A 25,905-nucleotide genomic window follows, 5' to 3' on the forward strand; every position below is an offset into this window, starting at 1 on the left:
GCGTCAGGGCTTTGGCCCCTGGACCCCCGCTTTCGCGGGGGAAGCAGGAAGGAGCAACGGGCGATGTTGAGTGCGCGCCGGAACGCCCCCCCCATGACATCCCGCATCTTCATGCGAAGGACACTTCCATGCCCAAGGTTCTGATTTCCGATAGCCTGAGCCCCCGCGCCGTTGAGATTTTCAAGGAGCGCGGCGTCGAGGTCGACGTCAAGGTCGGCCTGAAGCCCGACGAGCTGAAGGCCATCATCGGCGAGTATGATGGTCTGGCCATCCGGTCCAACACCAAGGTGACCAAGGATATCCTGGCCGCCGCCACCAACCTGAAGGTTGTCGGCCGCGCCGGCATCGGTGTCGACAATGTCGACATCCCGGCCGCCACGGCCCGTGGCGTCGTGGTCATGAACACGCCGTTCGGCAATTCGATCACGACGGCCGAACATGCCATCGCCATGATGTTCGCGCTGGCCCGTGAAATCCCGGCCGCCAACGCCTCCACCCATGCCGGCAAGTGGGAAAAGAACCGCTTCATGGGCGTGGAACTGTTCGGCAAGGTGCTGGGCGTCATCGGCTGCGGCAATATTGGCGGCATCGTTGCCGACCGCGCCATCGGCCTGAAGATGAAGGTCATCGCCTTCGACCCGTTCCTGTCGCCCGAACGCGCCACGGAGATCGGGGTGGAAAAGGTGGAGCTGGAAGACCTGCTGAAGCGGTCGGACTTCATCACCCTGCACACGCCGCTGACCGAAGCCACCAAGGGCGTCCTGGACGCCAAGGCCCTGGCCAAGACCAAGAAGGGCGTGCGCATCATCAACTGCGCCCGCGGTGGCCTGATCGTGGAAGAGGCTTTGCAGGCCGCCATTGAGGCCGGCCATGTCGCCGGTGCCGCGCTGGACGTGTTCGCGGAGGAGCCGGCCAAGGCCCACCCGCTGTTCGGCAATGAAAAGGTCGTCGCCACCCCGCACCTTGGCGCCTCCACCACGGAAGCGCAGGAGAATGTGGCGTTGCAGGTGGCTGAGCAGCTGGCCGACTATCTGGTCAGCGGTGCTGTGGTCAATGCGCTGAACATGCCGTCGGTGACCGCGGAAGAAGCACCGCGCCTGCGCCCCTATATGAAGCTGGCCGAACAGCTGGGCGGCTTCGTGGGCCAGTTGAACGAGGGCAGCCTGAAGGGCGTGACCATCGAGTATGAGGGCCAGGCCGCCGCCCTGAATACCCGTCCGCTGACCGCCATCGTGCTGAAGGGCCTGCTGGGCCCGCTGATGGAGTCGGTGAACATGGTCAACGCCCCCGTCATCGCCAAGGAACGCGACATCAAGGTGTCGGAGACCAAGCGCGTGGTGGATGGCGATTACCACACCCTGGTCCGTATCATCGTTACCACCGACAAGGGCACCAGCAGCGTGACCGGCACCCTGTTCGGCGGCGACAAGCCGCGCTTGGTCGAGATCGACGAGGTGCCGATCGAGGCCGAGGTGACGAACCACATGCTGTTCGTCCGCAACGAGGACAAGCCGGGCTTCATCGGCAAGCTGGGCAGCGCGCTGGGCGATGCCGGCGTCAATATCGCCACCTTCCACCTGGGCCGTACGTCCCCGGGCGCCAACGCCATCTGTCTGGTGTCGGTCGATCAGGAAGTGGGCGAGGGACTGCTGTCCACCATCCGCGGGCTGCCGAGCGTGGTGCGCGCCATCGAGCTGACCTTCGCCTGATCCTTGCGGATCGGGTTGCCATGAGAGGGGAGGGCTTCGGCTCTCCCCTTTTTCCTGTGAAGGGGCGACGGCCTATCCAAAAGTGATGGCGTCGATGGAAAATCGTAACCTTTCCGGTCCGCGGTTTATGCTATGTAATCTGTCAGACCCGGCGGGGACTGGGTCTGATATCGGACAACCCATAGACGCAAGGCCTTTGCAGATGAAGTACGGCAGCGAATCGAGCAATATCTCCGGCGCCGGCAAGAGCGAGGTTTCCTCCGCCCTGCAGGAAATCAGCCGTGAACTGGAAGGCCTGCGGACCGAAATCGAAAAGGTTGGCACCGTCGCCCAGCAGATTGATGCCATCGCCAAGCAGACGAACCTGCTGGCCCTGAACGCCACCATCGAAGCCGCCCGCGCGGGCGAGGCTGGCAAGGGCTTCGCGGTCGTCGCCGGCGAGGTGAAGAACCTGTCTGGCCAGACCGCTGCCGCCACGGCCGAAATCTCCGCCGTGCTGCAGAGCCTGACCAAGCGCACCCAGCATCTGGGTCAGCTGGTCGAGCGCGCCATCACCCACGCCTGATCTGCGTGTCGTATGCTGCAAGGGCGGTGCCGGTGACGGCGCCGCCTTTTGCGTTTTGACCTTCACCAAAGCGGCCCTGCCTTTGTCCTTGCGCCCGCGTCAGCGGGTGGCAGGGGGAGGGCAGCACCATCTCTGACCCCAAGGATTGCCCCATGACCCGCCCCATCCTGATTATCGGTGCCGGCCCGGCCGGTCTGATGGCGGCGGAGACCTTGGCCCGCGCCGGGCATGCGGTGCAGATTCACGATTCGATGCCGTCGCCGGCGCGCAAATTCCTGATGGCCGGTCGCGGCGGGCTGAACATCACCCATTCCGAGCCGCTGGATCGGTTCATTTCCCGCTATGGGTCGGCCCGCCCGTTCATGGAACCGCTGGTGCGTGCCTTCACACCGGCGGACCTGCGCGACTGGTGCCATGGACTGGGAGTGGAGACGTTCGTCGGCTCCTCCGGCCGGGTGTTCCCGAAAAGCTTCAAGGCCAGCATCCTGCTGCGCGCCTGGCTGCGGCGGCTGGAGGGATTGGGCGTGACGCTGCACACGCGCCACCGCTGGGCCGGATTCGCCGCCGATGGTGACGTGGTCTTCGCGACTCCGGAGGGATCGCTGGCCGTGCCCGCGGCGGCCACATTGCTGGCGCTGGGCGGGGCCAGCTGGCCGCGGCTGGGGTCGGATGGGGGCTGGGCGACGGTGCTGGCGGCGCTGGGCGTGCCGCTGGCCCCGTTCCGCCCCTCCAACTCCGGATTCGATGTCGCGTGGTCGCCAGGCTTCCTGGAACGGGCGGAGGGGCAGCCCCTGAAGCGCATCACCATCGGTTACAATGGCCGTACGGTGCCCGGCGAACTGGTCATCACCCGCACGGGCCTGGAAGGGGGGGCGCTTTACGCCCTGTCCGCCCCCTTGCGTGAGGCTATTGACCGGGAGGGGCGCGCCGTGGTGACGGTCGATCTCAAGCCTGACCTGACGCTGGCACAGGTGCAGAACAAGCTGGCCCGGGTGCCGCCGGCCGACAGTCTGGCCAATCGGCTGCGCAAGGGGTTGAGCCTGACGCCACCGACGGGCGCGCTGATCCGGGAATTTACCGGTGACGCGGATCTTGGGCGGTCCATGGTACTGGCCGGGCTGGTCAAGGCGCTGCCGGTGCCGCTGACAGGGCAGCGCGGTCTGGACCGGGCCATCTCCACCGCGGGTGGTGTCAAGCTGTCGGCGCTGGATGCCAACCTGATGCTGCGCGACCTGCCGGGCGTTTTCGCCAGCGGGGAGATGCTGGACTGGGAGGCACCGACAGGCGGCTACCTGCTTCAGGGCTGTTACGCCACCGCCGTTGCGGCAGCGCGCGGCATCATGGCGTGGCTGGGGCGATAGGGATGGGCAGCGCTTAGCCGAATAGCCGGGCGAAGAAGCCCTTGGGCTTTGCCGCGACCTTTACCGGTTGCTTTGGCGCGGTATAGGACTTGCCCATGACATATTCGGTTCGGAACCGCTCAAAATCCTCTTTGCGGCCGAACTTGAACAGCACCTTCAGGACATTGGCCCGCAGTCCTGTTTCCACGCTCATCTCTTCCTGCATGCCCAGGAATTCCAGCGCCCACAGGCCCTTGATATTGGTGTTAATCCAATCCTCGGCCTTTTCCATATCGCCACGATTCTTGAACTTCATCGTGGTTTCAAAGCTGTAGCTGCTCATCGGTTTTTCCGTCCTTACCCGAACATATGGGATAGCAGCACGAGAACCACGACGCCGCCGATCAGGGACAGCACCGGGTTATTGCGCACAAATTCGGCTGCCTGGGCCATCCAGGCGGCGCCGACATCGCCGATGGGAGCGGTGGTCGGTCCCGGGGCGGATGGTGCCGGATCCGGCGGCGGGGGCAGGGCGGCACCGGCGCCTGCGATCCGATCCTCCAGCGCCGTCAGGCGCGCCTCAATCCGGTCCAGCCGGGATGTTTCGGCCGCGGGGTCGGGAAGGGCGGTCTTGTCCGTCTCGCTCATGGAAGCAACTGCCTGTATTTCTTGACGCTGTCATCCGTTCTGTCGGCAGAATAGACGTTTCGCGCCTGCGATAGGAAGCGGACAAGCGGACCCCACCCAACCGAGATAAGCCGACCGGCCCGGGTCCGGCCAAAAGGGAGTATGACGTCATGGCCCGTCTTTCCGCCGCTGCCATCGGCCTGTGTCTGGCTCTGGCGGTGGCTGCCGGCGGTTGTGCCACGGGTGCGGATGCGCCGGTGCCCAGCCGTCCTGTGACGCTGTCGGACGATGCCGGCGATTCTTCGCGCGTCGGTGTGCTGACCTGGAAAGGGACCCTGCATCTGCGATCGACGAACAAGGCGTTCGGTGGCCTGTCCAGTCTGCGTGTCAGCCCCGATGGCGACCAGTTCATCGCCATCAGTGACCGGGGGCAGCGTGTGGCCGGGCGGCTGGCCTATGACGGGCAGGGACGGCTGGCGGCGGCATCCGATTTCCAGATCGCCCCACTGCTTGGGACCGACGGACAGGCGCTACCGGGCTTTTTCAACGATACCGAAGGGCTGGCCATGATGGGTGTCTGGCCCGGCGATGGCTGGGCGGTGTCCATGGAACGGCGCCATTCGATCCTGCGCTATCCGCCCGCCCTGGCCGGGGTGCCGGCGGTCATGCTGGAGGGGCCGCCCGGGGTCGATCAACTGCCCTTCAATTCCGGACTGGAGACGTTGATCGAACTGGCTGACGGGCGGTTGCTGACCATCGCGGAGGATGAGGGGAGCGGAGGGCTTCACCGCGCCTGGGTGGGCCGGTCGGGCGACTGGACTGAGTTCGCCTATCAGGGAATGCCGCCGTTTCTGCCGGTCGATGCCGCGCGTCTGCCCGATGGCGGGCTGCTGGTCCTGGAACGCCGGGCCAACCTGCTGGGTGGCTGGGGCAGCCGCATCACCCATGTGGCGCCGGCCGACCTGGGCGCAGCGCTGGTCCCCGGCGGCATCCTGCGGGCGCAGGAACTGGCGCGCATCGATCCGCCGCTGACCACGGAGAATTATGAGGGAATCGACGTGCGACCGCTGCCCGATGGCAGCATCGCCATCTATATCATTGCCGATGATAATTTCGGCCGGTTCGGCCAGCGCACCCTGTTGACCCTGTTCACCTGGGGGCGGCCGGAAGCCGCCCCCAGGTGACGGGAAAGGTTACTCCACCACCCGGACCTTGACATAGGAACCGGGGGCCGCCTCGATCACCTTCAGCGCGCCATCGCCGGGGGTGCGGGCCGGCACCTTGGGACCCGCATATTTCTGCACCCACTTGCTGTATTCGGGCCACCAGCTTCCTTCCACTTGGCGGGCGCCCGCGATCCATTGCTCCGGGTCCTTGGGCAGCTTGGTGTTGGTGAAGTGACTGTATTTGTTGGCGGTCGGCGGGTTGACGACACCGGCGATATGCCCGGACGCGGCCAGCACGAACTTCACCGGCCCGCCATAGAGCTGGGTGGCGGCATAGGTGGATTTCCAGGGCGTGATATGGTCTTCACGCGTCGACAGCATGAAGGTCGGGGTCTTGATGGTGCTGAGGTCGATATCGACCCCCTTCAGGGAAATCCCGCCCGGCTGCACCAGCAGGTTTCGCTGATACATGTTGCGCAGATAGAAGCTGTGCATGGCCGCCGGCATGCGTGTGGCGTCGGAGTTCCAGTACAGCAGGTCGAACGGGAACGGATCCTTGCCCAACAGGTAGTTGTTGACCACGAAGGACCAGATCAGGTCGTTGGCGCGCAGCATGTTGAAGGTGACGGCCATGGACTGCCCGTTCAGGTAGCCTTGGCTGTTCATCTTTTCTTCCAGGGCGGCCAGTTGTTCCTCGTCGATGAAGACGGAAAGCTCGCCCGGTTCGGTGAAGTCGGTCAGCGTCACCAGATACATGACGCTTTTCACCCGGTCGTCGCCCTTGGCCTCCATATAGGCCAGGGTGGAGGAAGTCAGGGTGCCGCCGATGCAGTAGCCGACCATGTTCAGGTCATGCTCGCCCGTGGCCTGTTCGATGGCGTCGAAGGCGGCCAGCGGCCCCTGCGTCATGTAATCTTCCCAGGTCTTGGCGGCCAGCTTCTCGTCCGGATTGACCCAGGAAATGATGAAGACAGTGTGTCCCTGGTCGCACAGCCATTTCACCAGCGAGTTGGCTGGCCGCAGATCCAGGATATAGAACTTGTTGATCCAGGGCGGCACGATCAGCAGCGGGCGCTTATGCTGTTGTTCCGTCGTGGGATTGTACTGGATCAGCTGCATCAGGTCGTTCTGATAGATGACCTGCCCCGGAGTGGCGGCAATGTTCTTGCCGACTTCGAACTTCTTGTAATCGGTCATGGAGATGGCGAGCTGGCCCTTGCCGCGCTCCAGGTCGCCCAGCAGGTTCTCCAGCCCCTTCACCAGATTCTCGCCGCCCGACTCCATGGTGGCGCGCAGCACCTCCGGGTTGGTCAGCACGAAATTGCTGGGCGCCATCGCGTCCACGAACTGACGCGTATAGAAATCGACCTTCTTGGCCGTCTTGTCGTCCATGCCATCCACCTCGCGCACGGTGGATTGCAGCCAGCGGGCCGTCAGCAGGTAGGACTGCTTGATATAGTCGAACAGCGTATTCTCGTCCCAGGCACTGTCCTTGAAACGCTTGTCTTCCTTGGTGGGCGCCACCACCGGGGCGGCTTCCTGGCCCAGCAGGCGCTGGGTCGTGCGCTGCCACAGGGCCATATAGTCCTGCCACAGCGACATCTGCGCCTGCACCAGCTTGGCAGGATCGGCCATCAGCCGGGCCGTCATTTCCAGGAAGGCGGCGCCGATATGGAACATGTCCTTGGGCGACCCGCCGCCGCCGTTGCTCTCGCCATTCTGCCGTTGCAGGAAATCGCCCACCAGCCGTTGGCTCTGCTCGGCAATCCGGGCCATGTTGCGGGACATCTCAACCGGATCGGGGATCTTGATCTCGGGACCTTGCGGCTGGGCCATGTATGACTTCCCTGACGGCGTTACAAAGCGGGGCGGGTGCCGACATATACGCCGTTTTGATGGCGCTTCGGCTTCGTCCAGGCGCGGCTCCCGCATGCCACCTGTCCGCGAGCGGTATGGCGGATGGGTTGCCGTCCCGTTTTTTTTCATACACGATCCGCCCATGATTTTCACCGACGCATACGTATCGTTCCGACACTTAACCATTGTCGCCCTGGTTGCCATGGCGGGCCTTTCCGGCTGTGCCCAGCTGCCCGTGCCCGACATTGTGTTCGACGATGGCCCGGCCCCCGCCCGCAAGGACCAGATCACCGACGCGGACCCGACCCGGGCCCTGACGGGGCAGCGGCCGATCCGGCGCGCGGACCCCAATCTGAAGGGATCGGCCAACCTTGGCACCGTACCGCCCCGGCCGGAGGAATTCTCCAATCCGATCGAGCGGCAGACGATGATGGACCGGCTGCGTGCCGACCGCGACAGCGGCCAGGCGGCTGGCGACGACCTGCGGTCGCGCTCCACCGACCCGCGCGGCCGGCCAGAGGATGTGCCCGATGTGCCCGACGCACCGCCGGCCGCGCCCCAGCCTTTGCCCCGCCCGCCGGAAACGACGACGCCACCCGGCACATGACGTGTTGATGGCGCCCGCCATCCCTGCCGGTCATGGCAGAATGGCGAGGCGGGCGCGCAAATTCATGTCGCGGGTGGTGGTTGCGGTGCGCTACATATTTCGCCCCTTTCCTCTTCAACCCGGTGCCCAGGTCCATGAGCGACACTGAATTCCACCGCATCAAGCGGCTTCCGCCCTACGTCTTCGCTGAAGTGAATGCGATGAAGGCGCGAGCTAGGGCCGCCGCGGAGGACATCATCGACCTCGGCATGGGCAACCCGGACCAGCCGACGCCGCCGCACATCGTGGCGAAGATGATTGAGGCGGTCCAGAACCCCAAGACCCACCGCTATAGCCAGAGCCGCGGCATCCCCGGCCTGCGCAAGGCGATCAGCGCCTATTACAAGCGCCGCTTCGATGTCGATATCGATCCGGAGACGGAAGCGATCGTCACCATCGGGTCCAAGGAAGGCCTGGCCAATCTGGCCCAGGCCATCACCAGCCCCGGTGACGTGATCCTGGTGCCCAATCCCAGCTATCCGATCCATCCGTTCGGCTTCATGCTGGCCGGTGCGGCGCTGCGCCACATCCCCGTGAATAACGGCCTGGACGATTTCGTGCCGTCGCTGGAACGGGCCATCAAGCATTCCGTGCCCAAGCCTACGGCCCTGATCGTCAGCTTCCCGTCCAACCCCACGGGGCAGACGGTGACGTTGGACTGGTACCGGCCCATCGTCGATCTGTGCCTGAAGCACGGCATCTACATCCTGTCCGACATCGCCTATGCCGAGATTTATTTCGACGGCAATCCGCCGCCGTCGGTGTTGCAGATCCCGGAAGCGCGCGACATCACCGTTGAATTCAACAGCCTGTCCAAGACCTACAACATGCCCGGCTGGCGTGTGGGTTTTGGCGTGGGGTCGAAGAAGCTGGTGGGTGCGCTGGCCAAGTTCAAATCCTATGTGGATTACGGCGCCTTCACGCCCATCCAGGTGGCGGCGACGGCTGCGCTGAACGGCCCGCAGGATTGCGTGCTGGAAATCCGCGAAATGTACCGGCAGCGCCGCGACGTGCTGATCGAAGGGCTGCATCAGGCTGGCTGGATGGTTCCCAGCCCGAACGCATCCATGTTCGTCTGGGCGGAAATCCCGGAGCCCTTCAAGCATCTGGGCAGCCTGGAATTCGCCAAGTTGCTGATGCAGGAAGCCAAGGTGGCTGTCAGCCCCGGCATCGGCTTTGGCGAATATGGCGACAGCCATGTGCGCTTCGGTCTGGTGGAAAATACCCAGCGCATCCGTCAGGCCACCCGCAATATCAAGCTGTTCCTGGACAAGGCGCGCAAGGTCAATGCGCCCATCACGTCCGAAGCCGCCGCTGTCGAGTGAGGATCAATTTTCATGGTTGATGGCAAACCCTTGCGCATTGGTGTCGCTGGCCTGGGTACGGTCGGCGGCGGGGTTCTGAAGCTGGTCGGCACCCATGCCGAACTGCTGGCCAAGCGGTCCGGCCGCCCCATCCAGGTGGTGGCCGTGTCCGCCCGCGACCGCAGCCGCGACCGCGGTGTCGATCTGTCTTCTGTCCGCTGGTACGAGAATGCGGCCGATCTGGCCGTCGATCCCGATGTGGATGTGTTCGTCGAACTGATCGGCGGGTCCGACGGCATCGCCAAGCAGGCCGTCGAGGCGGCGCTGGCCGCCGGCAAGCATGTGGTCACCGCCAACAAGGCGCTGCTGGCCCATCACGGCTCCGCCCTGGCCGCCACGGCGGAATCCGCCGGGTTGACGCTGGCGTTCGAGGCGGCGGTGGCCGGCGGTATCCCGGCCATCAAGGGCCTGCGCGAAGGTCTGGCCGCCAACAATATCCGTGAAGTCCACGGCATCCTGAATGGCACCTGCAACTACATCCTGACGGAGATGCGGACCACGGGCCGCGACTTCGCCGATGTGCTGGCCGATGCCCAGCGCCTGGGCTATGCCGAGGCGGACCCGTCCTTCGACGTGGACGGGGTGGATGCGGCGCACAAGCTGGCCGTGCTGACGGCCGTCGCGTTCGGTGCGCATGTCGATTTCAAGTCGGTGCATATCGAGGGCATCCGCCACGTCTCCGCACTGGATATCAACTACGCCCAGGAACTGGGCTACCGCATCCGTCTGCTGGGCATTGCCCGGCGAACCGCAGCCGGGATCGAGCAGCGCGTGCATCCCTGCATGGTGCCGATCACCAGTCCCTGCGGGTCCACCGACGGTGTGTTCAATGCCGTCGTCGCCGATGGCGATTTCGTCGACAAGGTGGTGCTGGTCGGTCGCGGGGCCGGGGCCGGCCCGACGGCATCCGCCGTTGTGGCCGATCTGGTTGATATCGCCCGCGGCCGGTCTACGCCGACCTTCGGTGTGCCGGCGACAGCCCTGGAAAAGGCCGTCGCCGCCCCGATCAGCCAGCGGCGCGGCCGCTATTATGTCCGCCTGATGGTGGTCGACCGGCCCGGTGTCATTGCCGAGATCGCGGCCACCCTGCGCGACCAGAACGTCTCCATGGAAGCTTTCCTGCAACGCGGCCGCGCGCCGGGCGAGGCCGTGCCGGTGGTCTGGACGACCCATGACACGGATGAGGCGGCCATGGCCCAGGCCCTGTCGACCATCGCGGCGCTGGACAGCGTGCTGGAGCCGCCGCGCATGATCCGTATCGAGGATTTCTGACCAACTCCCAACCATCAACGGCGCTTGGCGACGGACAGCCGAAAAGACGCCGACCAGACAAAAAGGGGTAAGAGGATGAGTGGCACGAGCAATCCGCAGGGTGACATTTCCCTGGTCATGGATCGAAATCTGGCGCTGGAGGTTGTCCGCGTCACCGAGGCGGCGGCCCTGTCAGCTTCGCTGCTGATGGGTCGCGGCGACGAGAAGGCGGCCGATCAGGCCGCCGTGGACGCCATGCGTCAGGCGCTGAACGCCTTGTCCATCGACGGCACTGTCGTCATCGGCGAGGGCGAGCGCGACGAGGCCCCGATGCTGTATATCGGCGAGCGGGTCGGCACCGGGCATGGCCCCAAGATCGACATCGCGCTGGACCCGCTGGAGGGCACGACGATCTGCGCCAAGGGTGGCCCCAACGCGCTTGCCGTCATCGCCATGGCGGAGGCCGGCGGCTTCCTGAACGCGCCCGACGTCTATATGGACAAGATCGCCGTTGGTGCCGGTCTGCCCGATGGGCTGGTCGATCTGGACGAGACGGTCGAGAACAATCTGAAAAACCTGGCCAAGGCCAAGGGTGCGGATGTGTCGGAACTGGTGGTCTGTATCCTGGACCGCCCGCGCCATGCCGACCTGATCGGCCGCGTCCGCGACGCTGGCGCGCGCATCATGCTGATCGGTGATGGCGACGTGTCGGGTGTAATCGCCACCAGCCAGCCGGCCAGCGGCATCGACCTGTATATGGGGTCCGGCGGCGCACCGGAAGGTGTGCTGGCCGCGGCCGCGCTGCGCTGCATCGGCGGGCAGTTCCAGGGCCGCCTGCTGTTCCGCAACGACGCGGAACGTGAGCGCGCCAAGCGCTGGGGCGTCACCGATCTGGATAAGAAGTACGGCCTGTACGATCTGGCCAAGGGCGACGTGATGTTCTGCGCCACCGGCGTGACCACGGGCCCCATGCTGGGTGGCGTGCGCCGCTTCGCTGGCGGCGCCATCACCCATTCCGTGGTGATGAGGTCCAAGTCGGGCACCGTGCGCTATGTCGAGGCGCACCATAATTTCCGGACCAAGACCAGCATGATCCCGGAAGCCAAGCGTTAATTTTTCAACCGCGTGAAAAGCCCCGCCATTGGAAGGCCGTCCTTCCGGTGGCGGGGCTTTTTGCTATGGTGCGGCCAGCATCCTCTTTCCGAACGGTTCGCTTCCCCATGACCAGCCCGGCCTTCCTTGGCGTTGAAAGCTCCATCACCGGCCGCCGCTGGAAGGCGCGCAACAGCGACGAGCGGTTGGCGCTGGCCCTGTCCCAGGCGCACGGTCTGCCCGAACTGGTGGGCCGCCTGCTGGCGGGGCGGGGCGTCGGGGTGGAGGAGGCGGAGCGCTATCTGTCGCCGACACTCCGCGCCTTCATGCCCGACCCGTCGGTGCTGCAGGACATGGACAAGGCCGCCGCGCGTGTGGCCCGAGCCATCCGCGACGGGGAGAAAGTGGCCGTTTTCGGCGATTATGATGTGGATGGCGCCACCTCTTCGGCCCTGCTGAACCGGTTCTTCCGCGCGTTGGGACGGGAGTTGCGCGTCTATATCCCCGACCGGATCGAGGAAGGCTATGGCCCCAACCTGCCGGCCCTGCTGCGACTGAAGGAGGAGGGGATCGATCTGGTGGTGACGGTTGATTGCGGCGTCACCAGCTTCGATCCCCTGCATGGTGCCGTGGCGGCAGGGTTGGAGGTGGTGGTCGTCGACCATCACAAGGCCGAGCCGCGCCTGCCGGCGGTGACGGCGGTGGTCAATCCCAACCGCCTGGACGAGCCGGTGGCGGGGCCGCTGTCCACGCTGGCTGCCGTCGGCGTCACGTTCCTGCTGATCGTGGCCGTCAACCGGGCGCTGCGCCAGGGCGGCTATTACAGCAGCAGCGGCCGGGCAGAACCCGATCTGATGTCCTGGTTGGATATCGTGGCCCTGGGCACGGTCTGCGACGTGGTGCCCCTGGTGGGGCTGAACCGGGCCTTTGTGGCGCAGGGGCTGCGTGTCATGGGCAAGCGGGCCAATATCGGCATCGCCGCCCTGGCCGACGTGGCCGGCGTGAACGAGGCCATGGATGCCTACCATGCCGGCTACATCATCGGGCCGCGTGTCAATGCCGGCGGGCGGGTGGGGCGGGCCGATCTGGGCAGCCGCCTGTTGGCCACGGAATCGGCGGCGGAGGCGGCGGACCTGGCCAAGGAACTGCACGCCTTCAACGCCGAACGCCGGGCCATCGAGGCGGCGGTGCTGGAGGACGCCATCGCCCTGATGGACGCCAGCGTCGATGACAGTCCCGAACTGGTTCTGGCCGTGGGGGAGGGTTGGCATCCCGGCGTCATCGGCATTGTCGCGTCACGCCTGAAAGACCGGTTCAACCGTCCGGCCTGCGTGGTGGCTCTGGATGGCATGGTCGGCAAGGCATCGGGCCGGTCGGTGCGCGGCGTCGATCTGGGATCGGCCGTGATCGCCGCCCGGCAGGCCGGATTGCTGGTCGCCGGTGGCGGGCACGCCATGGCGGCGGGTTTCACCGTGGAACGGGAAAAGATCGACGATCTGCGCGCCTTCCTGCGCGAACGCATCGCCCGGCAACTGGACGATATCGGGCCGCTGGTGCCGTCGCTGTCGCTGGACGGTGCGCTGTCGGTGCGCGGGGCCAATACCGACCTGATGCGGCATCTGGAAAAGCTGGCGCCCTATGGCACCGGCAATGCCGAGCCGCGCTTTGCCGTCACTGATGCCCGCATCGTCAAGGCCGATGTGGTGGGGGCCAACCATGTGCGCTGCATCCTGACCGGCAATGACGGCAGCCGATTGAAATCAATCGCCTTCCGCGCCATGGACGGTGATCTGGGGCCGGCTTTGCTGCAAAGCGGCGGGCGGCCCATGCATCTGGCGGGGACGTTGCGCCCCGATCGCTGGAATGGCAATGACGGGGTGCAATTGCTGATCGACGACGCGGCCGTTTCCTGAATTGTTTCACAAGGGAAACGAAGTCCAGTCGCGACGGCGTCAATAATCGGTTACGGGACTTTCACGAATTTATTGCCAAATCGTTAAAGACAGCGAACGGGCTTTGTCTTATAGTCCGCCATCGCTTGTCCGGCCTGCTTTGTCGCAGAAGTTCCGGCCAAGTGGTCGCAAGACAGTTGGGACAGGGCGATCGGTGTCATGACGGTTCGGTCGGCGGGTGCGCCGGTGGATGGTTCAATGCAGTCTCGGCCGCGCGCGGCCGGGGAAACGCCCGCGGAACCTGTTTCCGCGGTAACAAAGCTTCAAGCGCATTTTGCACAGCTGGATGATGCCTCGCTGATGCGGGTGGCCCGCGCGGTTGAGCTGGCCCGGGCGGCTGACCGGCGCGATCCCACCGATGAACAGATTCTGGATACGCTGCGCCCGCGCCTGCGCAGCCTGCGGCCGTCACGCATGGCGACTTTCCAGCGGCGCGTGTGCATGGCGCTGGAATTGTTTCTTTATGATGGTGAGCCGCATGAGGAACGGCGGCGGGCGTCGGTCCCGCGCCAGTTGCTCACCCCCTGGTGGCGTGTGCTGACCAACTCCCCTCACCGGACGGCGCTGACCGCCATTGAGGCGGAATATGGCCGTGCCGTGCGGGAGCAGCGTTGGGATGATCTGCCGGCGATTGGCGACCGGGGCGTCCTGGCCGCCGCGGACGTTACGCTGGCCCTGCTGGGCGAGGCGGAGCGGTCCTATGGCCGGCGCGGGGAACTGTCGGCCCTGCTGGGTGGGGATCGCGCGCTGGATGATATGCGCGAAATCGCCATGCTGCTGCGCCTGCATTCCATCCTGACGCCCATGCTGGACCGGATCCGGCGCATGGCCGGGGTGGAGAATGGCGGCCGCATCCCCGATTTCACGCCCAGCGCCGTCGCGGCGGCGCGCACAAGCTATCTGAACCTGCACGACCATGGGGAAGAGATCGTCGAATATTTCTTCTTCGGTCTGATGACGCTGCTGATGCAGCCTTTCCAGGCGCTGCGTCTGGTCCGCATGCTGTCGCAGGACATGACCCATGTGTCGGGCAATCATCCGGCGCGGCTGATCCCGGCCCGCCTGTTCTCCGACCTGACGCGGACCTTGAGCGAGATTGGCCGGGCTTCCGGTGGCCCGGTGATGGCGCGGCGCGTCTGGCTTTTGACCTGCGCCCGGCTGGTGTCTGACGCGCAAATGATGATCAAGGGCCTGGCGGACGAAGTTCACGAGGTGCCGAATCCGGAATGGCAGCGTCTTCTGGGCGAGGCGAGGACCCGCGTCATGCAGGCCGTCGACCTGTTCCTGGCCGCCGCCCATCAGGATTGTCTGGTCGTGCTGCCGGTCAAGCAGTCGCAGGAGAAGAAGGGCGCGGAAGTGCGGGTGGAACCCGACATGGGGCACACCCCGACGGAAGAGGAGGTGGGCATCGCCCAGGCGGCCTCTGTCCTTTTCTCGGCCGTCAAGAAGCTGATGGAACAGGAAGGCCAGGATCGCATGGTGCGATCCAAGGAGGCGGACCTGGAGCAGCGGCTGGAGATCGGTATCAATTTCCGTGTCGAATATCTGCGGGCCCGCCCCCGCCATGCCGTCGCCCTGGCCCAACTGGCCGGCGTGCAGAAGGTGCTGAAGGGCCTGCCCAAGCTGAACATCATCCGGGAGTTGGAGTACCGCGTGGAACGCACGCTGGAGCGGTACAAGAACTAAGCGCCGGGGTGGCCGGAATAGGCGCTATGCAAGAACGCAAAAAAAAGTACTTGAACCGGCCGGCTGACCCGGCTAATTAACCGCCCACCGACGACGTCCCCATCGTCTAGAGGCCTAGGACACCAGCCTTTCACGTTGGTAACACGGGTTCGAATCCCGTTGGGGACGCCACCTTCCAAGAGATGAATTCTTGGTTTCCGGTGGCGGTGCCGGATGGTTGACTTGGTCACCATTTGGCGGATACGGAAAAAGCCCCGCGCCGAAAGGCCGGGGCTTTTTCGTTGCCAATCACAAATTACCCAAATCGTAAGGGATTTGATTATGCGTGCGATGGATGGACAGCGCAGCGACAACCGGCCCCTGAAGCGCAACGACGCGGAAAAACGGCGCGCCCTGTTGCAGCTTGAATCGGCCCTGGCCGCCCTGGGTCCGAAGCCGACGCCGGGCTTGAAAGAGACCATGGAACAGCGCATCCGGGCGCTGAAGGCCGAAATCGCCGCAGGCGACAGCCGGCCGCCGCGCCGCTGATCCGGCCGGACCCAAGCCGATTGCACAGGGCGGGCGCCGCGATGCGGGCCCGCCCTTTTTCATGGGCGCCATTCCGGCGCGCGGCAGGATATGCGGCCGGTATCGGTGATTTGGGCTTGCGGCTGCTGCGCCGACCGCCCATGTTGATAGCTCCCTGAACGAAGCTGTGAGCCATGGCGCGCATCGGACAATTCTGGACAGGTTTGCTGACGGCTGGCGCGCTGGCGCTGGTCCTGGCCCTGTTCGGCCTGTCCACGGCTGCGGCCCATGGCGTGGCACCCGGCGCGCCCATGCATGTCCTGTCCGGCCACGCGCACCAGCACGACATGGCGGTTGCGGATTCGGGCGCCCATGCCCAGATGCTGACAGCCGATCAGGCCGATTGTCACAAGGGGCATGTCCTGACGGCGGGTAAGCCGGCCAAGAAGGATCATGCCCCCGGCTGCCGCTGCCACGATGGTTGCGCCTGTGGGTGCGCCAGCGCCTGCGTCACCCATGCCATGGCCGGGCTGCCCACGGGGGCGGCGACGCTGCCTGCGGTCGCGGGCGCCATTCGCCTGCCGCGGATCGGCAGCGACGACCTTGCCGGGCAGACCCCCCCGCCCGAACCACGCCCCCCGCTTTCCATCTGACCTGACCCTGCGCCCGTACCGGTGCCGGATGCGTCCGGCTGGCCGGTCCGTTCCCGTCTCGTCCGATGGAAATTTCCATGAGAATCCTGAAGCACCTGCTTCCGGCGGCATTGCTGTCCGTGGCCCTGGTGGTGCCGGTATCGGCCCATGAAGGCCATGACCATGGCGCCCCGGCACCCGTCCCGGCCGTCCTTCCCAATGCCCCGCCCACGCTGGAAAGCGACGGTTCCGATGTGCAGTTGGTGGCGTTGCTGGTTGATGGCGGCCTGACCCTGTTCATCGACCGCCTGGCCGATAACAGCCCCGTCACCCAGGCAGAGGTCACCCTGTCCGCCGATGGTGCCGCCCCCGTCACTGCCACGCCGGCCGCCGATGGCACCTATCGCGCACCCGCCCCCTGGGCTGCCAGGCCCGGTGACCATGCCCTGAACCTGACCGTGATGGGCGAGGGTGTGGCCGACCTGCTGGTGGGGACGCTGACGGTGCCGACACCAACCGCCCCGGCGGCCGCATCGGGGGCCGGTGCTTCCGGCCTCTGGTTCGCCCTGGGCGCCTTTATCCTGGGTCTGGTGCTGGGGGCGGGGCTGCTGGCCTGGCGTGGACGGCGGCTGGCCCTGGCGGCCCTGCTGTTGCCGCTGCTGTTTGGCGGCGTCCCTGAGTCTGCGCGGGCCCATGAAGGCCATGACCATGGCCCGCCGGCACCGGAGCCCGTGGCGGGCAACAATCCGCGCCGCCTGCCCGATGGCGGCCTGTTCGTGCCGAAGGCGACGCAGCGCCTGCTGTCCATCCGCACGGCCCTGCTGGAGCCGGCGCAGGTGGCGCCGGTCGCCACGCTGGCCGGCCGCGTCATTGCCGATCCCAACCATGCCGGCCGCGTGAATGCGCCGCAGAGCGGCCGGCTGATGCCGCCCGATGGTGGCTTCCCGCTGCCGGGCACGCGGGTGAAGGCGGGTGACGTGCTGGCCTATGTCGAACTGCTGCTGAAGGCGGAGAATGGCAGCTCCATTTCCGAACAGCTGGCCAGCCTAGACAAGGAAATCCGGCTGGCGCGCCAGCAATGGGACCGTGTCTCCAACCTGAAGGGTGCCGTCGCCCAGAAGGAGATCGACGATGCCCGGGCCACGCTGGACGGGTTGCTGCGCCAGCGCGACGCCGTGGCGCGTGCCGTAACCAAGCGTGTGCCCCTGACGGCCCCAATCGATGGTGTCATCACCGCCAGCAATGCCGTCGCCGGCCTGATGGTGGAAGATCGCGACGTCACCGTGATCTTTGAAATGGCGGAGCCCGCGGCCGTGCTGGTGGAGGCCTTGTCCTTCGATGGGCCGCTGTCGGCCGGCACCATGGTGACGGCGGAGATGGGCGGCCGCATCGTGTCCCTGTCCGTGGTGGGGCAGGGGGTGGCGAATGCGGGGGCGACCCGCCTGCTGTTGCGTCCTGACATGGCGGCCCTGGGCGGGAAAGTGCCCGCCATCGGCGCCATGCTGACCCTGACGGCACCTGTGGGAGCGTCCGTCGAAGGGTTGCTGGTGCCGCGCGATGCACTGGTGCGCGGGGCGGATGGGCTGCCGACGCTGCTGGTGCATGAAGGGGCGCAGCGCTTCGTGCCGCGGTCAGTGCGCACCGCGCCGGCCGATGCCGGGCATGTGCGCATCCTGGACGGGGTGGCGGCAGGTGCCCGCATCGTCGTGCAGGGTGCCACCCTGCTGAACCAGATCCGATAGGGGGCCGACAATGTTCACGACCATTGTCGCCACGTCCCTGCGCAACCGTCTGCTGGTGCTGGTGGCGGCCCTGCTGCTGTCGCTCTATGGCGCCTTCACGCTGGGCCATCTGTCGGTGGATGTGTTCCCCGACCTGAACCGGCCCACCGTGACCTTGATGACTGAGTCCCCCGGCATGGCACCGGAGGAGGTGGAGCGGCTGGTCAGCTTCCCCATCGAAACGGCCATGAACGGCATGCCGGGCGTGGAACGGGTGCGTAGCACCTCCAGCGCCGGCCTGTCGGTCATCACGGTTGAATTCGGCTGGGGCACGGAGATTTATCGCAACCGTCAGCAGGTGACGGAACGGCTGTCGCTGCTGACGGGGCAGTTGCCGCCGGGCGTGGTGCCGCAGATGGGCCCCATCTCCTCCATCATGGGGGAGATCATGCTGGTGGCGCTGACGCCATCGGCGGGGGCGGCCATGGACCCGATGCGCCTGCGCGACCTGGGCGACTGGACCCTGCGGCCGCGGCTGCTGTCCATTCCCGGCGTATCGCAGGTCATCCCCATGGGCGGGCAGGTGCGGCAGTTCCGTGTCGCCCCCGATACGGGCCGCATGGCCCTGCTGGGCGTGACGCTGGCGGACCTGCGCACAGCGCTGGCCCAGTACGGCGCCAATGTCGGCGGCGGCATCGTCGACCGGCGGGGGGAGGAACTGCTGATCCGCGGTATCGGTCGCACCAGCCGGGAGGAGGATATGCGCCTGTTGCCCGTGGCGACGCGGGACGGCGTCACCATCACCCTGGGCGATATCGCCCAGGTGGGGCAGGCGGCCCGCCCGCGCCGGGGTGATTCGGGGCTGGACGCCGCGTCGGCAGTGCTGATCTCCGTCCAGAAGCAGCCCGATGCCGATACGCTGTCCGTGACAAAGGCCGTGGAGGCGGCATTGGGCGAATTGACGGCCGGCCTGCCCGACGGCGTGGCCCCGCCACTGGTCGTGTTCCGCCAGGCCGATTTCATCCAGAACAGCGTCGACAATGTCGAACGTGTGCTGGTCGAAGCCGGCATCGTCGTCGCCGTCATCCTGTTCCTGTTTCTGGGCAATTTCCGCACAACGATCATCAGCCTGACCGCCATTCCCATCTCGCTGCTGGTGGCCGTGCTGGTGTTCAAGGCGCTGGGCCTGACCATCAACACCATGACGCTGGGCGGGCTGGCCATTGCCATCGGTGAGTTGGTCGATGATGCCGTGGTGGATGTGGAGAATATCTTCCGCCGTCTGCGCGAAAACGCGGCCCGGCCCGATCCGCAGCCGGTACTGCCCATCGTGCTGGCGGCCAGCGCGGAGGTGCGGTCGGGCATCGTCTATGCGACCACCATCATCGTCCTGGTCTTTGTGCCGCTGTTCGCCCTGTCGGGGATCGAGGGGCGGCTGTTCGCGCCGCTGGGCGTGGCCTATATCGTCTCCATCCTGGCCAGCCTGGTCACGGCCATCACGGTCACGCCCGTGCTGTCCTATTTCCTGCTGCCGCGGCTGGCGGGGACGGTGGAGCATGAAGGATGGCTGGTTCGCCGGTTGAAGGCGGGCAATGACCGGCTGCTGGACTGGGCCTTTGCCCACCGGTCGCTGGTGATTGGCAGTGTCGTGGCCGCCGTCCTGGCGGCCCTGGTGGCCGTGCCGTTCCTGCCGCGCGCCTTCCTGCCCGACTTCAATGAAGGCACGCTGACCATCACCTTGAACCTCAATCCCGGCATTTCGCTCGATGCCTCGGCCGACGTGGGGCGCATGGCCGAACGGTTGATTGCAGGCGTGCCGGAAGTGACCAGTGTTGCCCGCCGCACGGGCCGGGCGGAACTGGATGAACATGCGCTGGGCGTGCATGTGTCGGAGATTGAGGCGCATCTGAAGCCATCCGCCCGCGCCAAGGCCGATATCCTGGCCGATGTCCGGGCCCGGCTGTCGGCCCTGCCGGCCACCGTCAATATCGGCCAGCCCATATCCCACCGTCTGGACCATATGCTCTCCGGCGTGCGGGCGCAGTTGGCGGTGAAGCTCTACGGCGACGATATGGGCGCCTTGCGGGCGCTGGCCGGCGGCTTGCGTGACAAGCTGTCGGGCGTGCCGGGTCTGGTCGATCTGCAGATCGAAAAGCAGGTGCTGATCCCGCAATTGCGGGTCGATGTCGACCCGGCCCGGGCGCGAGCCCATGGTGTCACCCCGTCCGCCGTGCTGGCCGCCGTCCAGTCGTTGAGCGGCGGGGAGAACGTGACGGAGATCATCGATGGTGACCGCCGCCACGATCTGGTGCTGCGGCTGGCCGATGCCGACCGCGATCCGGCCGCGCTGGGCCGGATGCTGATCGACACCCCGGTCGGGCCCGTACCGCTATCGTCGCTGGCATCGGTGACAGAGGCGGACGGGCCGAACGAGGTGCTGCGCGAGAATGGCGTGCGGCGTCTGGCCATCCTGGGCAATGGCGATGGCAAGCGCGACATGGCGGCCATTGTCGCCGACATCCGCGACGTGCTGGCCGCCACGCCCATGCCCGCCGGCACCCATGCCAGCCTGGAAGGTACCTTCCAGGCTCAGGAACAGGCGGCGCGCACCATTGCCGCCCTGTCCGCGGTCTCCTTCGCGCTGATCTTCCTGGTGCTGTACAGCCGCTATCGCGCCGCCGTGCCCGTCCTGATCATCATGGGCACGGTGCCCATGGCCCTGGTCGGGTCGGTGGCGGCGCTGTGGCTGGCCGGGCTGCCCCTGTCGGTCGCCAGCATGGTGGGCTTCATCACGCTGGCCGGCATTTCCACCCGCAACGGCATCTTGAAGATCAGCCATTACATCAACCTGTGCCGGATCGAGGGGGAGGTGTTCGGCCCCGCCATGATCCGGCGCGGCAGCCGGGAACGGCTGGTGCCCGTGCTGATGACGGCGCTGTCGGCAGGCCTGGCCCTGATCCCGCTGCTGATCGGGGCTGACGCGCCGGGCAAGGAGATCCTGCATCCCGTCGCCGTCACCATCTTTGGCGGCCTGATCAGCGCCACCCTGCTGGACACGGTGCTGACCCCGTTGCTGTTCGCCCGCTTCGGCGGGCCGGCCGTTGCCCGGCTGCTGTCCCAATCCCCCGCATCCATGCCCGGCCAGCCGGCCGAGGCCTTTTAAGGAGTGTTCCCCATGCGCAACCGCACCGCCCTGACCCTCTCCCTGTCCATGGCCGCCGCCTTGCTGCTGTCGCCTGTCGCCGCCTTCGGCCATGCCCCGCCCATCGGCGTGCATGGCGGCATGCAGACCCATGCCGGCCCCCTGCATCAGGAGATTGTCATCGGCAAGGACAGCCTGACCGTCTATCTGAACACGATGGAGGAGAAGCCGATGGATACGGCCGGCGCCACCGGCACCGTCACCCTGCTGATCGCCGGCGCGCCGGTACAGGTGGCACTGGCCCCGGCCGGCGCCAACAGCCTGTCGGGCAAGCTGGACCGGGAGGTCCCCGCCGGCACCAAGATCGCCACCACCGTGACCCTGGCTGGCAAGGGCCCCGTCACGGCGCGGTATGAGATGGCGGCACCCGCTGCAACGGGGCACGAAGGGCACCAGATGCATTGAAGCAGGCTCATGATGCTTCCGATATCGGATTAATCCCCTTGACGGATGGGCCGATGGCGCCCATGTTCAGGATGTTGTGCAACACACAGAAAGGAGGTGATCCGATGTCTCGTTCCACTTTGCGGACCCGCGCGGATCTCTCCGGCATCCGGGGCATCTCCGGCTGATCGGAAGGGCCGCTGGCGGGGTCCACCGCCAAAGCGGACGTCCATGCCTGTCATGGAAGGCGGGGCCGGTTCCCGAAAGGGGCCGGCCCCGCTTTTTTACGTCAAATCGGGTGGTTTTCCATCCGTTGGGCGGTTCCGTTTTCGGTTCCGGCTTGCTATCAAGGCCGGTGTGAGATGATCCACCAAGAATCCGGGTAGTTTTGATGAATCGCCAAGATCGCCGTCGCCAGCTTTCCGACCTGACCAAGTCAGACGCGATGCTGAACAGCTTCCCGGCCGACATGCGCGCCGCGACGGAGCTGCATCGCCAGGGCCGGCTGAAGGAAGCGGCCGACACGCTGCGCAAGATCACCAAGGTCTATGCCGAACACCCGGATGTGCGCGTCGCCTGGTCCAACCTGGGCGCCACGCTGCAGGGCCTGGGCAAGCTGGACGAGGCGGTGACGGCCCTGAAGAAGGCCCGTGCGCTGAAGCCGGACCATCCGCCGCCGCATCACAATCTGGGCATGGCGCTGGCCCAGCAGGGCAAGCTGGACGAGGCCATCGAGAGCCTGACCCGTGCCGTCGAACTGGACCCGAATTTCCGTGACGCCTGGTCCGGGCTGGCCATGGTGCGCGAGCAGGCCGGCGAGATCCCCCTGGCGGCGGAGGCGTGGCAGCGCGCCGTCCAGGCCGATCCCAACGCCGTGGAGCCGCTGTTCAACCTGGGCAATGCCCTGTTCCGCCTGGGTCAGCTGGCCGAAGCCGCGGCCGCCTTCCAGGGCTGTCTGGCCCGGCGCCAGAACATGCCGGAAGCCGTCTATGCTCTGGGCCGTGTGCATGAGGAGGCGGGCAGCTACGACGTCGCGGCGGAGGCCTATCTGGCCGCCACCCGGCTGGCCCCGCAGGTTGGTGCGGGCCATGCCCAGCTGGCCGGTCTGATCGTGACCATTGCGCAGAGCGACATGGCGAAGGCGCAGGGGCTGGCCGATACCTATCGCCAGACCCACCCGGACAGCCCCATCGTGCCGCAGCTTTTCACCCGGCTGGAGGAAATGGCCAAGGAAGCGCCAAAGGCGGACACCCCGGCGGAGTCCCCCGCCGAGGCGTAATGTGGATCCTGCCAGTAGCTGATTACCATGACAGCCCGGCCATCGCGCCGGGCTGTTTCATTTGGGCCGGTGAGGAGGCCCAAAAAATAGGCCACCCGAACGGGTGGCCTGGAGTGGGGTGACAAGAAGAGAGAGAACCGTCTTCACCCCCGCCCGTGCCGACGGGGGTGAAACGGGTCTGCCGGCATCACTTGCCGGGGCAGACGGCGTTGGCCGGGTCGGCTTCCAGCTTCAGGTCGGTGACCGTCAGGCCCAGCCGACCGTCGGTGGAAATCACCACGGGCGCATCGATGGTCGCCATCCGCGCACCGGCGGCGGCGAGGCATTTCAGGGGAATCTTGGTGGTGGTGAAGCTCGCGGGCTTGGCAGCCTTCAGGATGGCCGCGATATCCACCGACCCCTTGCAGTCCGTGCCGCAATTCATGGTCAGGTTCACAGCGCCCGTCGGCACCTCGTCCACGCGATAGCGCAGCGACAGGGTGACATCGCCGTTGGACTGGCGCGACAGGTCCACGGACCGGCCGGACACGACCATGGCGCCCAGGCCCGTCCCGTTCCACGACACTTGCTTGGCGTCTTCCTGTGCGGCGACATCAACCGACTTCAGGCTAACGACCTTGCCGGGGCTTACCCCCGTGGTGGTGGTCACGCGCAGTTCGCCCACCTTGTCAGCAACCGCCAGCGACCAGGGCGCCGGGGCGGCCCCGCGGCGGAAGAACACGCCCGTGCTGGTGCCGGAGCCGGGCGGCACGCCGCTATTCTCCGACAGGGGGGCCAGATCGCCCTTGTCCTTGTAGGTCAGGCCATAGCCATAGGCGAATTGCGGATCGTAATTGGCATCACCGCGGTTCAGCGGCGTCTGCACTGCCGTCTTGGGCCAGGAGAAGGAGAGTTTTCCGGTGAAGTCATGCTTCACCTTGCCGTCCTTGTCCCGGAACAGCACGTCGGCGACGCCATTACCCTCCGACCCGGGAAGCCAGGCTGCCACAAACGCGTCCGAGGCATTGATCTCCGGGTTCACCCACATGGGCCGACCTGACAGGAAGACAGCGACCGTGGGGATGCCCTGGGCCTTCAGCTTCTTCAGCAAGGCAAGGTCGGCCTTCTCACCCGGCTGGAATTCAAGGGTTTCCACATCGCCCTGGAATTCCGCATAGGGTTCTTCGCCAAAGACGACGATGGCGACGTCCGGCTTGTCCTTGTAGATGCCGGCCTTGTCATAGGTGACGGCGCCACCGGCGGCACCGACCGCCTCCTTGATCCCATCCAGGATGCTGGTGGCGCCGGGGAATTCGTCGTTACGATTGCCGGTTCCCTGCCAGGAGATGGTCCAGCCGCCGGCCTGCTTGCCGATATTATCGGCCCCGTCGCCGGCGACCAGCACCTTGGCCTTGGGTGACAAAGGCAGGATCCCGCCCTGGTTCTTCAGCAGAACCAGCGACTTGGCGACCGCTTCGCGCCCGACGGCGCGGTTTTCCGGGCTGCCCAGCGTGGCGATGGCGGGCACATCCTTGCGGTCCTTCGGCGCCGGCTTGTCGAACAGGCCGGCATGGAACTTGACGCGCAGGATACGACGCACGGCGTCATCCAGGCGCGCCATCGGGATGGTCCCGTCCTTCACCTGCGCCAACGTGTTCATGTACAGCTGTTCCCAGCTGTCGGACGCCATGTACATGTCCAGACCCGCGATCAGCGAGGTCGGGCAGTTATATTTGGTGCAGCCCGGCACCTGATCATGGGCATTCCAGTCGCCGACGATGAAGCCGTTGAAGCCCATGCGGCCCTTCAGCACATCAGTCATCAGCTGCTTGTTGCCGTGATGCTTGATGCCCTGCCAGGAACTGAAGGATGTCATGATGGTCAGGACACCGGCATCGATGGCCGGCGGATAGCCGGCATTGTGCAGCCGGACCAGATCATCCTCGCTGATCTTGGCGTCGCCCTGGTCGCGGCCACCATCGGTGCCGCCATCGGCCAGGAAATGCTTGGCGGTGGCCACTGTGTGGCCCGGCTTCATGAATTCCTTGGAACCGATGATCCCCTGGATACCCTCCACAACGGCGCCGGCGTACGAAGCCACGATCTCCGGATCTTCAGAGAAGCCTTCATAGGAGCGGCCCCAGCGATCATCGCGGACGACGGACAGGGCCGGTGCAAACGTCCAATCAATGCCCGTTGCCGCCATCTCCCGCGCCGTCACCTCGCCCGTGCGCCGCAACAGGTCGCGGTCGCGCGTGGCGCCCAGGGCGATATTATGCGGGAAGATGGTGGCCGCACCGATATTGCCGTGGCCGTGCACGGCGTCGACGCCGAAGATCACGGGGATCTGAACACGGCCGGGCTTCTGTTCCATCGAAACGCGGTAGTACGCATCCGCCAGGTCCAGCCAAGCCTGCGCCGGGGCGCGGTCGTCGCCATTCGGGCCCGAATTGCCACCCGCCAGAATGGATCCCAGCGGATATTTGCGCAGGTCCTCCGGCTTGATGCTGGCGATATCGGCCTGAATGGTCTGGCCGACCTTTTCCTCCAGCGACATGCGCGCCATCAGCGCGTCGATCTTCTTTTCGATCGCCGGGTCGATCAGCCGCTGGCTGGCGGGCTTCGGCCATTTTTCGGGATGGAGGGAGGCGGTCGGCGTCACGGCATTGTCTGCCGACAGGGCGACCTGAACACCCAGGCCCGCCGTCAGGGCCATTGCGCTGACAAAGCCGATGGCGCGCAGGCCGCGCGTTAACTTCTTCGACTTCACGTTCATCCTCCCGCAATCACATTCTTGTTGGATGCCATTCCTCGGTCGAGCGGGAACGGCTGAATCTGTCATCTCATCTGACATCGTTGTCAGATGAGATGACATCATCTCGCCCATCTGTCAACGCCTGAAGGGAACGGTTTTGGCCGCTGCCTTGCAAATCCACACGGGACAGC

Annotated in this window: 20 protein-coding genes and 1 tRNA gene; 17 read left to right on the forward strand and 4 right to left on the reverse strand. The window is 66.0% G+C overall.

Translation table 11 applies throughout. The features are described 5' to 3' along the window. Window positions 1–128: 128 nt before the first annotated feature. The 3 genes from serA to ACODTW_RS10170 all read left to right on the forward strand — a co-directional run bounded on the left by serA (window position 129) and on the right by ACODTW_RS10170 (window position 3,635). A complete protein-coding gene (gene serA / locus ACODTW_RS10160) occupies window positions 129–1,709 on the forward strand; it encodes a phosphoglycerate dehydrogenase (RefSeq protein ID WP_488945868.1) in 1,581 nt (526 codons plus the stop codon). Window positions 1,710–1,911: 202 nt separating this feature from the next. After that, window positions 1,912–2,274, forward strand: coding sequence for a methyl-accepting chemotaxis protein (locus tag ACODTW_RS10165; protein WP_488945870.1), 363 nt, complete (start codon window positions 1,912–1,914; stop codon window positions 2,272–2,274). A gap of 152 nt (window positions 2,275–2,426) precedes the next feature. Then, entirely contained in the window at window positions 2,427–3,635 is a 1,209-nt protein-coding gene (locus tag ACODTW_RS10170) for a TIGR03862 family flavoprotein (RefSeq protein WP_488945871.1), read from the forward strand. Between the two features lie 13 nt (window positions 3,636–3,648). On the opposite strand, the gene ACODTW_RS10175 is transcribed toward ACODTW_RS10170, so the two are convergent. After that, window positions 3,649–3,957, reverse strand: coding sequence for a hypothetical protein (locus ACODTW_RS10175; RefSeq protein ID WP_488945872.1), 309 nt, complete (start codon window positions 3,955–3,957; stop codon window positions 3,649–3,651). A gap of 14 nt (window positions 3,958–3,971) precedes the next feature. Next, window positions 3,972–4,262 carry a hypothetical protein gene (locus ACODTW_RS10180; RefSeq protein WP_488945873.1) on the reverse strand — a complete coding sequence of 97 codons (291 nt, stop codon included), beginning with the start codon at window positions 4,260–4,262 and terminating at the stop codon, window positions 3,972–3,974. Window positions 4,263–4,411: 149 nt separating this feature from the next. Between ACODTW_RS10180 and ACODTW_RS10185 the strand changes: the two genes are divergently transcribed. Beyond that, window positions 4,412–5,425, forward strand: coding sequence for an esterase-like activity of phytase family protein (locus ACODTW_RS10185; RefSeq protein WP_488945874.1), 1,014 nt, complete (start codon window positions 4,412–4,414; stop codon window positions 5,423–5,425). 9 nt (window positions 5,426–5,434) lie between these two features. Here the strand turns inward: ACODTW_RS10185 and ACODTW_RS10190 are convergent, their stop codons facing one another. Continuing rightward, the gene (locus ACODTW_RS10190; protein WP_488945875.1) at window positions 5,435–7,243 is read right to left on the reverse strand and encodes a PHA/PHB synthase family protein; all 1,809 of its coding nucleotides are present in this window, start codon (window positions 7,241–7,243) and stop codon (window positions 5,435–5,437) included. Between the two features lie 163 nt (window positions 7,244–7,406). Between ACODTW_RS10190 and ACODTW_RS10195 the strand changes: the two genes are divergently transcribed. The 13 genes from ACODTW_RS10195 to ACODTW_RS10255 all read left to right on the forward strand — a co-directional run bounded on the left by ACODTW_RS10195 (window position 7,407) and on the right by ACODTW_RS10255 (window position 22,980). Beyond that, window positions 7,407–7,871 carry a hypothetical protein gene (locus ACODTW_RS10195; protein ID WP_488945876.1) on the forward strand — a complete coding sequence of 155 codons (465 nt, stop codon included), beginning with the start codon at window positions 7,407–7,409 and terminating at the stop codon, window positions 7,869–7,871. Window positions 7,872–8,005: 134 nt separating this feature from the next. Next, window positions 8,006–9,235 carry an LL-diaminopimelate aminotransferase gene (locus tag ACODTW_RS10200; protein ID WP_488945877.1) on the forward strand — a complete coding sequence of 410 codons (1,230 nt, stop codon included), beginning with the start codon at window positions 8,006–8,008 and terminating at the stop codon, window positions 9,233–9,235. A gap of 12 nt (window positions 9,236–9,247) precedes the next feature. Then, window positions 9,248–10,546, forward strand: coding sequence for a homoserine dehydrogenase (locus ACODTW_RS10205; RefSeq protein ID WP_488945878.1), 1,299 nt, complete (start codon window positions 9,248–9,250; stop codon window positions 10,544–10,546). Between the two features lie 117 nt (window positions 10,547–10,663). Continuing rightward, on the forward strand, window positions 10,664–11,638 hold the full coding sequence (glpX, locus tag ACODTW_RS10210; RefSeq protein ID WP_488945989.1) for a class II fructose-bisphosphatase: 975 nt from the start codon (window positions 10,664–10,666) through the stop codon (window positions 11,636–11,638). Between the two features lie 107 nt (window positions 11,639–11,745). Beyond that, the gene (recJ, locus tag ACODTW_RS10215) at window positions 11,746–13,530 is read left to right on the forward strand and encodes a single-stranded-DNA-specific exonuclease RecJ (RefSeq protein ID WP_488945879.1); all 1,785 of its coding nucleotides are present in this window, start codon (window positions 11,746–11,748) and stop codon (window positions 13,528–13,530) included. Between the two features lie 237 nt (window positions 13,531–13,767). Beyond that, window positions 13,768–15,255: a hypothetical protein gene (locus tag ACODTW_RS10220; protein ID WP_488945880.1), complete on the forward strand. Its 1,488-nt coding sequence runs from the start codon at window positions 13,768–13,770 to the stop codon at window positions 15,253–15,255. Window positions 15,256–15,350: 95 nt separating this feature from the next. Further along, window positions 15,351–15,426, forward strand: a tRNA-Glu gene (locus ACODTW_RS10225). A 150-nt stretch (window positions 15,427–15,576) separates the two neighbouring features. After that, complete coding sequence (locus ACODTW_RS10230; RefSeq protein WP_488945881.1) at window positions 15,577–15,783, forward strand: hypothetical protein; 207 nt, start codon at window positions 15,577–15,579, stop codon at window positions 15,781–15,783. A 173-nt stretch (window positions 15,784–15,956) separates the two neighbouring features. Further along, a complete protein-coding gene (locus tag ACODTW_RS10235; protein ID WP_488945882.1) occupies window positions 15,957–16,415 on the forward strand; it encodes a hypothetical protein in 459 nt (152 codons plus the stop codon). A 77-nt stretch (window positions 16,416–16,492) separates the two neighbouring features. Beyond that, window positions 16,493–18,136 carry an efflux RND transporter periplasmic adaptor subunit gene (locus ACODTW_RS10240; protein ID WP_488945883.1) on the forward strand — a complete coding sequence of 548 codons (1,644 nt, stop codon included), beginning with the start codon at window positions 16,493–16,495 and terminating at the stop codon, window positions 18,134–18,136. Between the two features lie 10 nt (window positions 18,137–18,146). Further along, window positions 18,147–21,278, forward strand: a complete 3,132-nt coding sequence (locus ACODTW_RS10245; protein ID WP_488945884.1) for an efflux RND transporter permease subunit — start codon at window positions 18,147–18,149, stop codon at window positions 21,276–21,278. A gap of 12 nt (window positions 21,279–21,290) precedes the next feature. Continuing rightward, window positions 21,291–21,722 carry a hypothetical protein gene (locus ACODTW_RS10250; RefSeq protein WP_488945885.1) on the forward strand — a complete coding sequence of 144 codons (432 nt, stop codon included), beginning with the start codon at window positions 21,291–21,293 and terminating at the stop codon, window positions 21,720–21,722. Window positions 21,723–22,092: 370 nt separating this feature from the next. Next, window positions 22,093–22,980: a tetratricopeptide repeat protein gene (locus tag ACODTW_RS10255; RefSeq protein WP_488945886.1), complete on the forward strand. Its 888-nt coding sequence runs from the start codon at window positions 22,093–22,095 to the stop codon at window positions 22,978–22,980. 187 nt (window positions 22,981–23,167) lie between these two features. On the opposite strand, the gene ACODTW_RS10260 is transcribed toward ACODTW_RS10255, so the two are convergent. Next, window positions 23,168–25,729 (reverse strand): glycoside hydrolase family 3 protein, encoded by a 2,562-nt coding sequence (locus ACODTW_RS10260; RefSeq protein WP_488945887.1) that lies wholly within the window; start codon window positions 25,727–25,729, stop codon window positions 23,168–23,170. Between the last annotated feature and the right edge of the window lie 176 nt (window positions 25,730–25,905).

Source organism: Niveispirillum sp. FG148 (assembly GCF_057809655.1).

Excerpts from the sequence above, each read along its gene's own strand:
- serA (WP_488945868.1), top strand. The coding sequence starts at position 129 with ATGCCCAAGGTTCTGATTTCCGATAGCCTGAGCCCCCGCGCCGTTGAG.
- ACODTW_RS10165 (WP_488945870.1), top strand. The coding sequence starts at position 1,912 with ATGAAGTACGGCAGCGAATCGAGCAATATCTCCGGCGCCGGCAAGAGC.
- ACODTW_RS10170 (WP_488945871.1), top strand. The coding sequence starts at position 2,427 with ATGACCCGCCCCATCCTGATTATCGGTGCCGGCCCGGCCGGTCTGATG.
- ACODTW_RS10175 (WP_488945872.1), bottom strand. The coding sequence starts at position 3,957 with ATGAGCAGCTACAGCTTTGAAACCACGATGAAGTTCAAGAATCGTGGC.
- ACODTW_RS10180 (WP_488945873.1), bottom strand. The coding sequence starts at position 4,262 with ATGAGCGAGACGGACAAGACCGCCCTTCCCGACCCCGCGGCCGAAACA.
- ACODTW_RS10185 (WP_488945874.1), top strand. The coding sequence starts at position 4,412 with ATGGCCCGTCTTTCCGCCGCTGCCATCGGCCTGTGTCTGGCTCTGGCG.
- ACODTW_RS10190 (WP_488945875.1), bottom strand. The coding sequence starts at position 7,243 with ATGGCCCAGCCGCAAGGTCCCGAGATCAAGATCCCCGATCCGGTTGAG.
- ACODTW_RS10195 (WP_488945876.1), top strand. The coding sequence starts at position 7,407 with ATGATTTTCACCGACGCATACGTATCGTTCCGACACTTAACCATTGTC.
- ACODTW_RS10200 (WP_488945877.1), top strand. The coding sequence starts at position 8,006 with ATGAGCGACACTGAATTCCACCGCATCAAGCGGCTTCCGCCCTACGTC.
- ACODTW_RS10205 (WP_488945878.1), top strand. The coding sequence starts at position 9,248 with ATGGTTGATGGCAAACCCTTGCGCATTGGTGTCGCTGGCCTGGGTACG.
- glpX (WP_488945989.1), top strand. The coding sequence starts at position 10,664 with ATGGATCGAAATCTGGCGCTGGAGGTTGTCCGCGTCACCGAGGCGGCG.
- recJ (WP_488945879.1), top strand. The coding sequence starts at position 11,746 with ATGACCAGCCCGGCCTTCCTTGGCGTTGAAAGCTCCATCACCGGCCGC.
- ACODTW_RS10220 (WP_488945880.1), top strand. The coding sequence starts at position 13,768 with ATGCAGTCTCGGCCGCGCGCGGCCGGGGAAACGCCCGCGGAACCTGTT.
- ACODTW_RS10230 (WP_488945881.1), top strand. The coding sequence starts at position 15,577 with ATGCGTGCGATGGATGGACAGCGCAGCGACAACCGGCCCCTGAAGCGC.
- ACODTW_RS10235 (WP_488945882.1), top strand. The coding sequence starts at position 15,957 with ATGGCGCGCATCGGACAATTCTGGACAGGTTTGCTGACGGCTGGCGCG.
- ACODTW_RS10240 (WP_488945883.1), top strand. The coding sequence starts at position 16,493 with ATGAGAATCCTGAAGCACCTGCTTCCGGCGGCATTGCTGTCCGTGGCC.
- ACODTW_RS10245 (WP_488945884.1), top strand. The coding sequence starts at position 18,147 with ATGTTCACGACCATTGTCGCCACGTCCCTGCGCAACCGTCTGCTGGTG.
- ACODTW_RS10250 (WP_488945885.1), top strand. The coding sequence starts at position 21,291 with ATGCGCAACCGCACCGCCCTGACCCTCTCCCTGTCCATGGCCGCCGCC.
- ACODTW_RS10255 (WP_488945886.1), top strand. The coding sequence starts at position 22,093 with ATGAATCGCCAAGATCGCCGTCGCCAGCTTTCCGACCTGACCAAGTCA.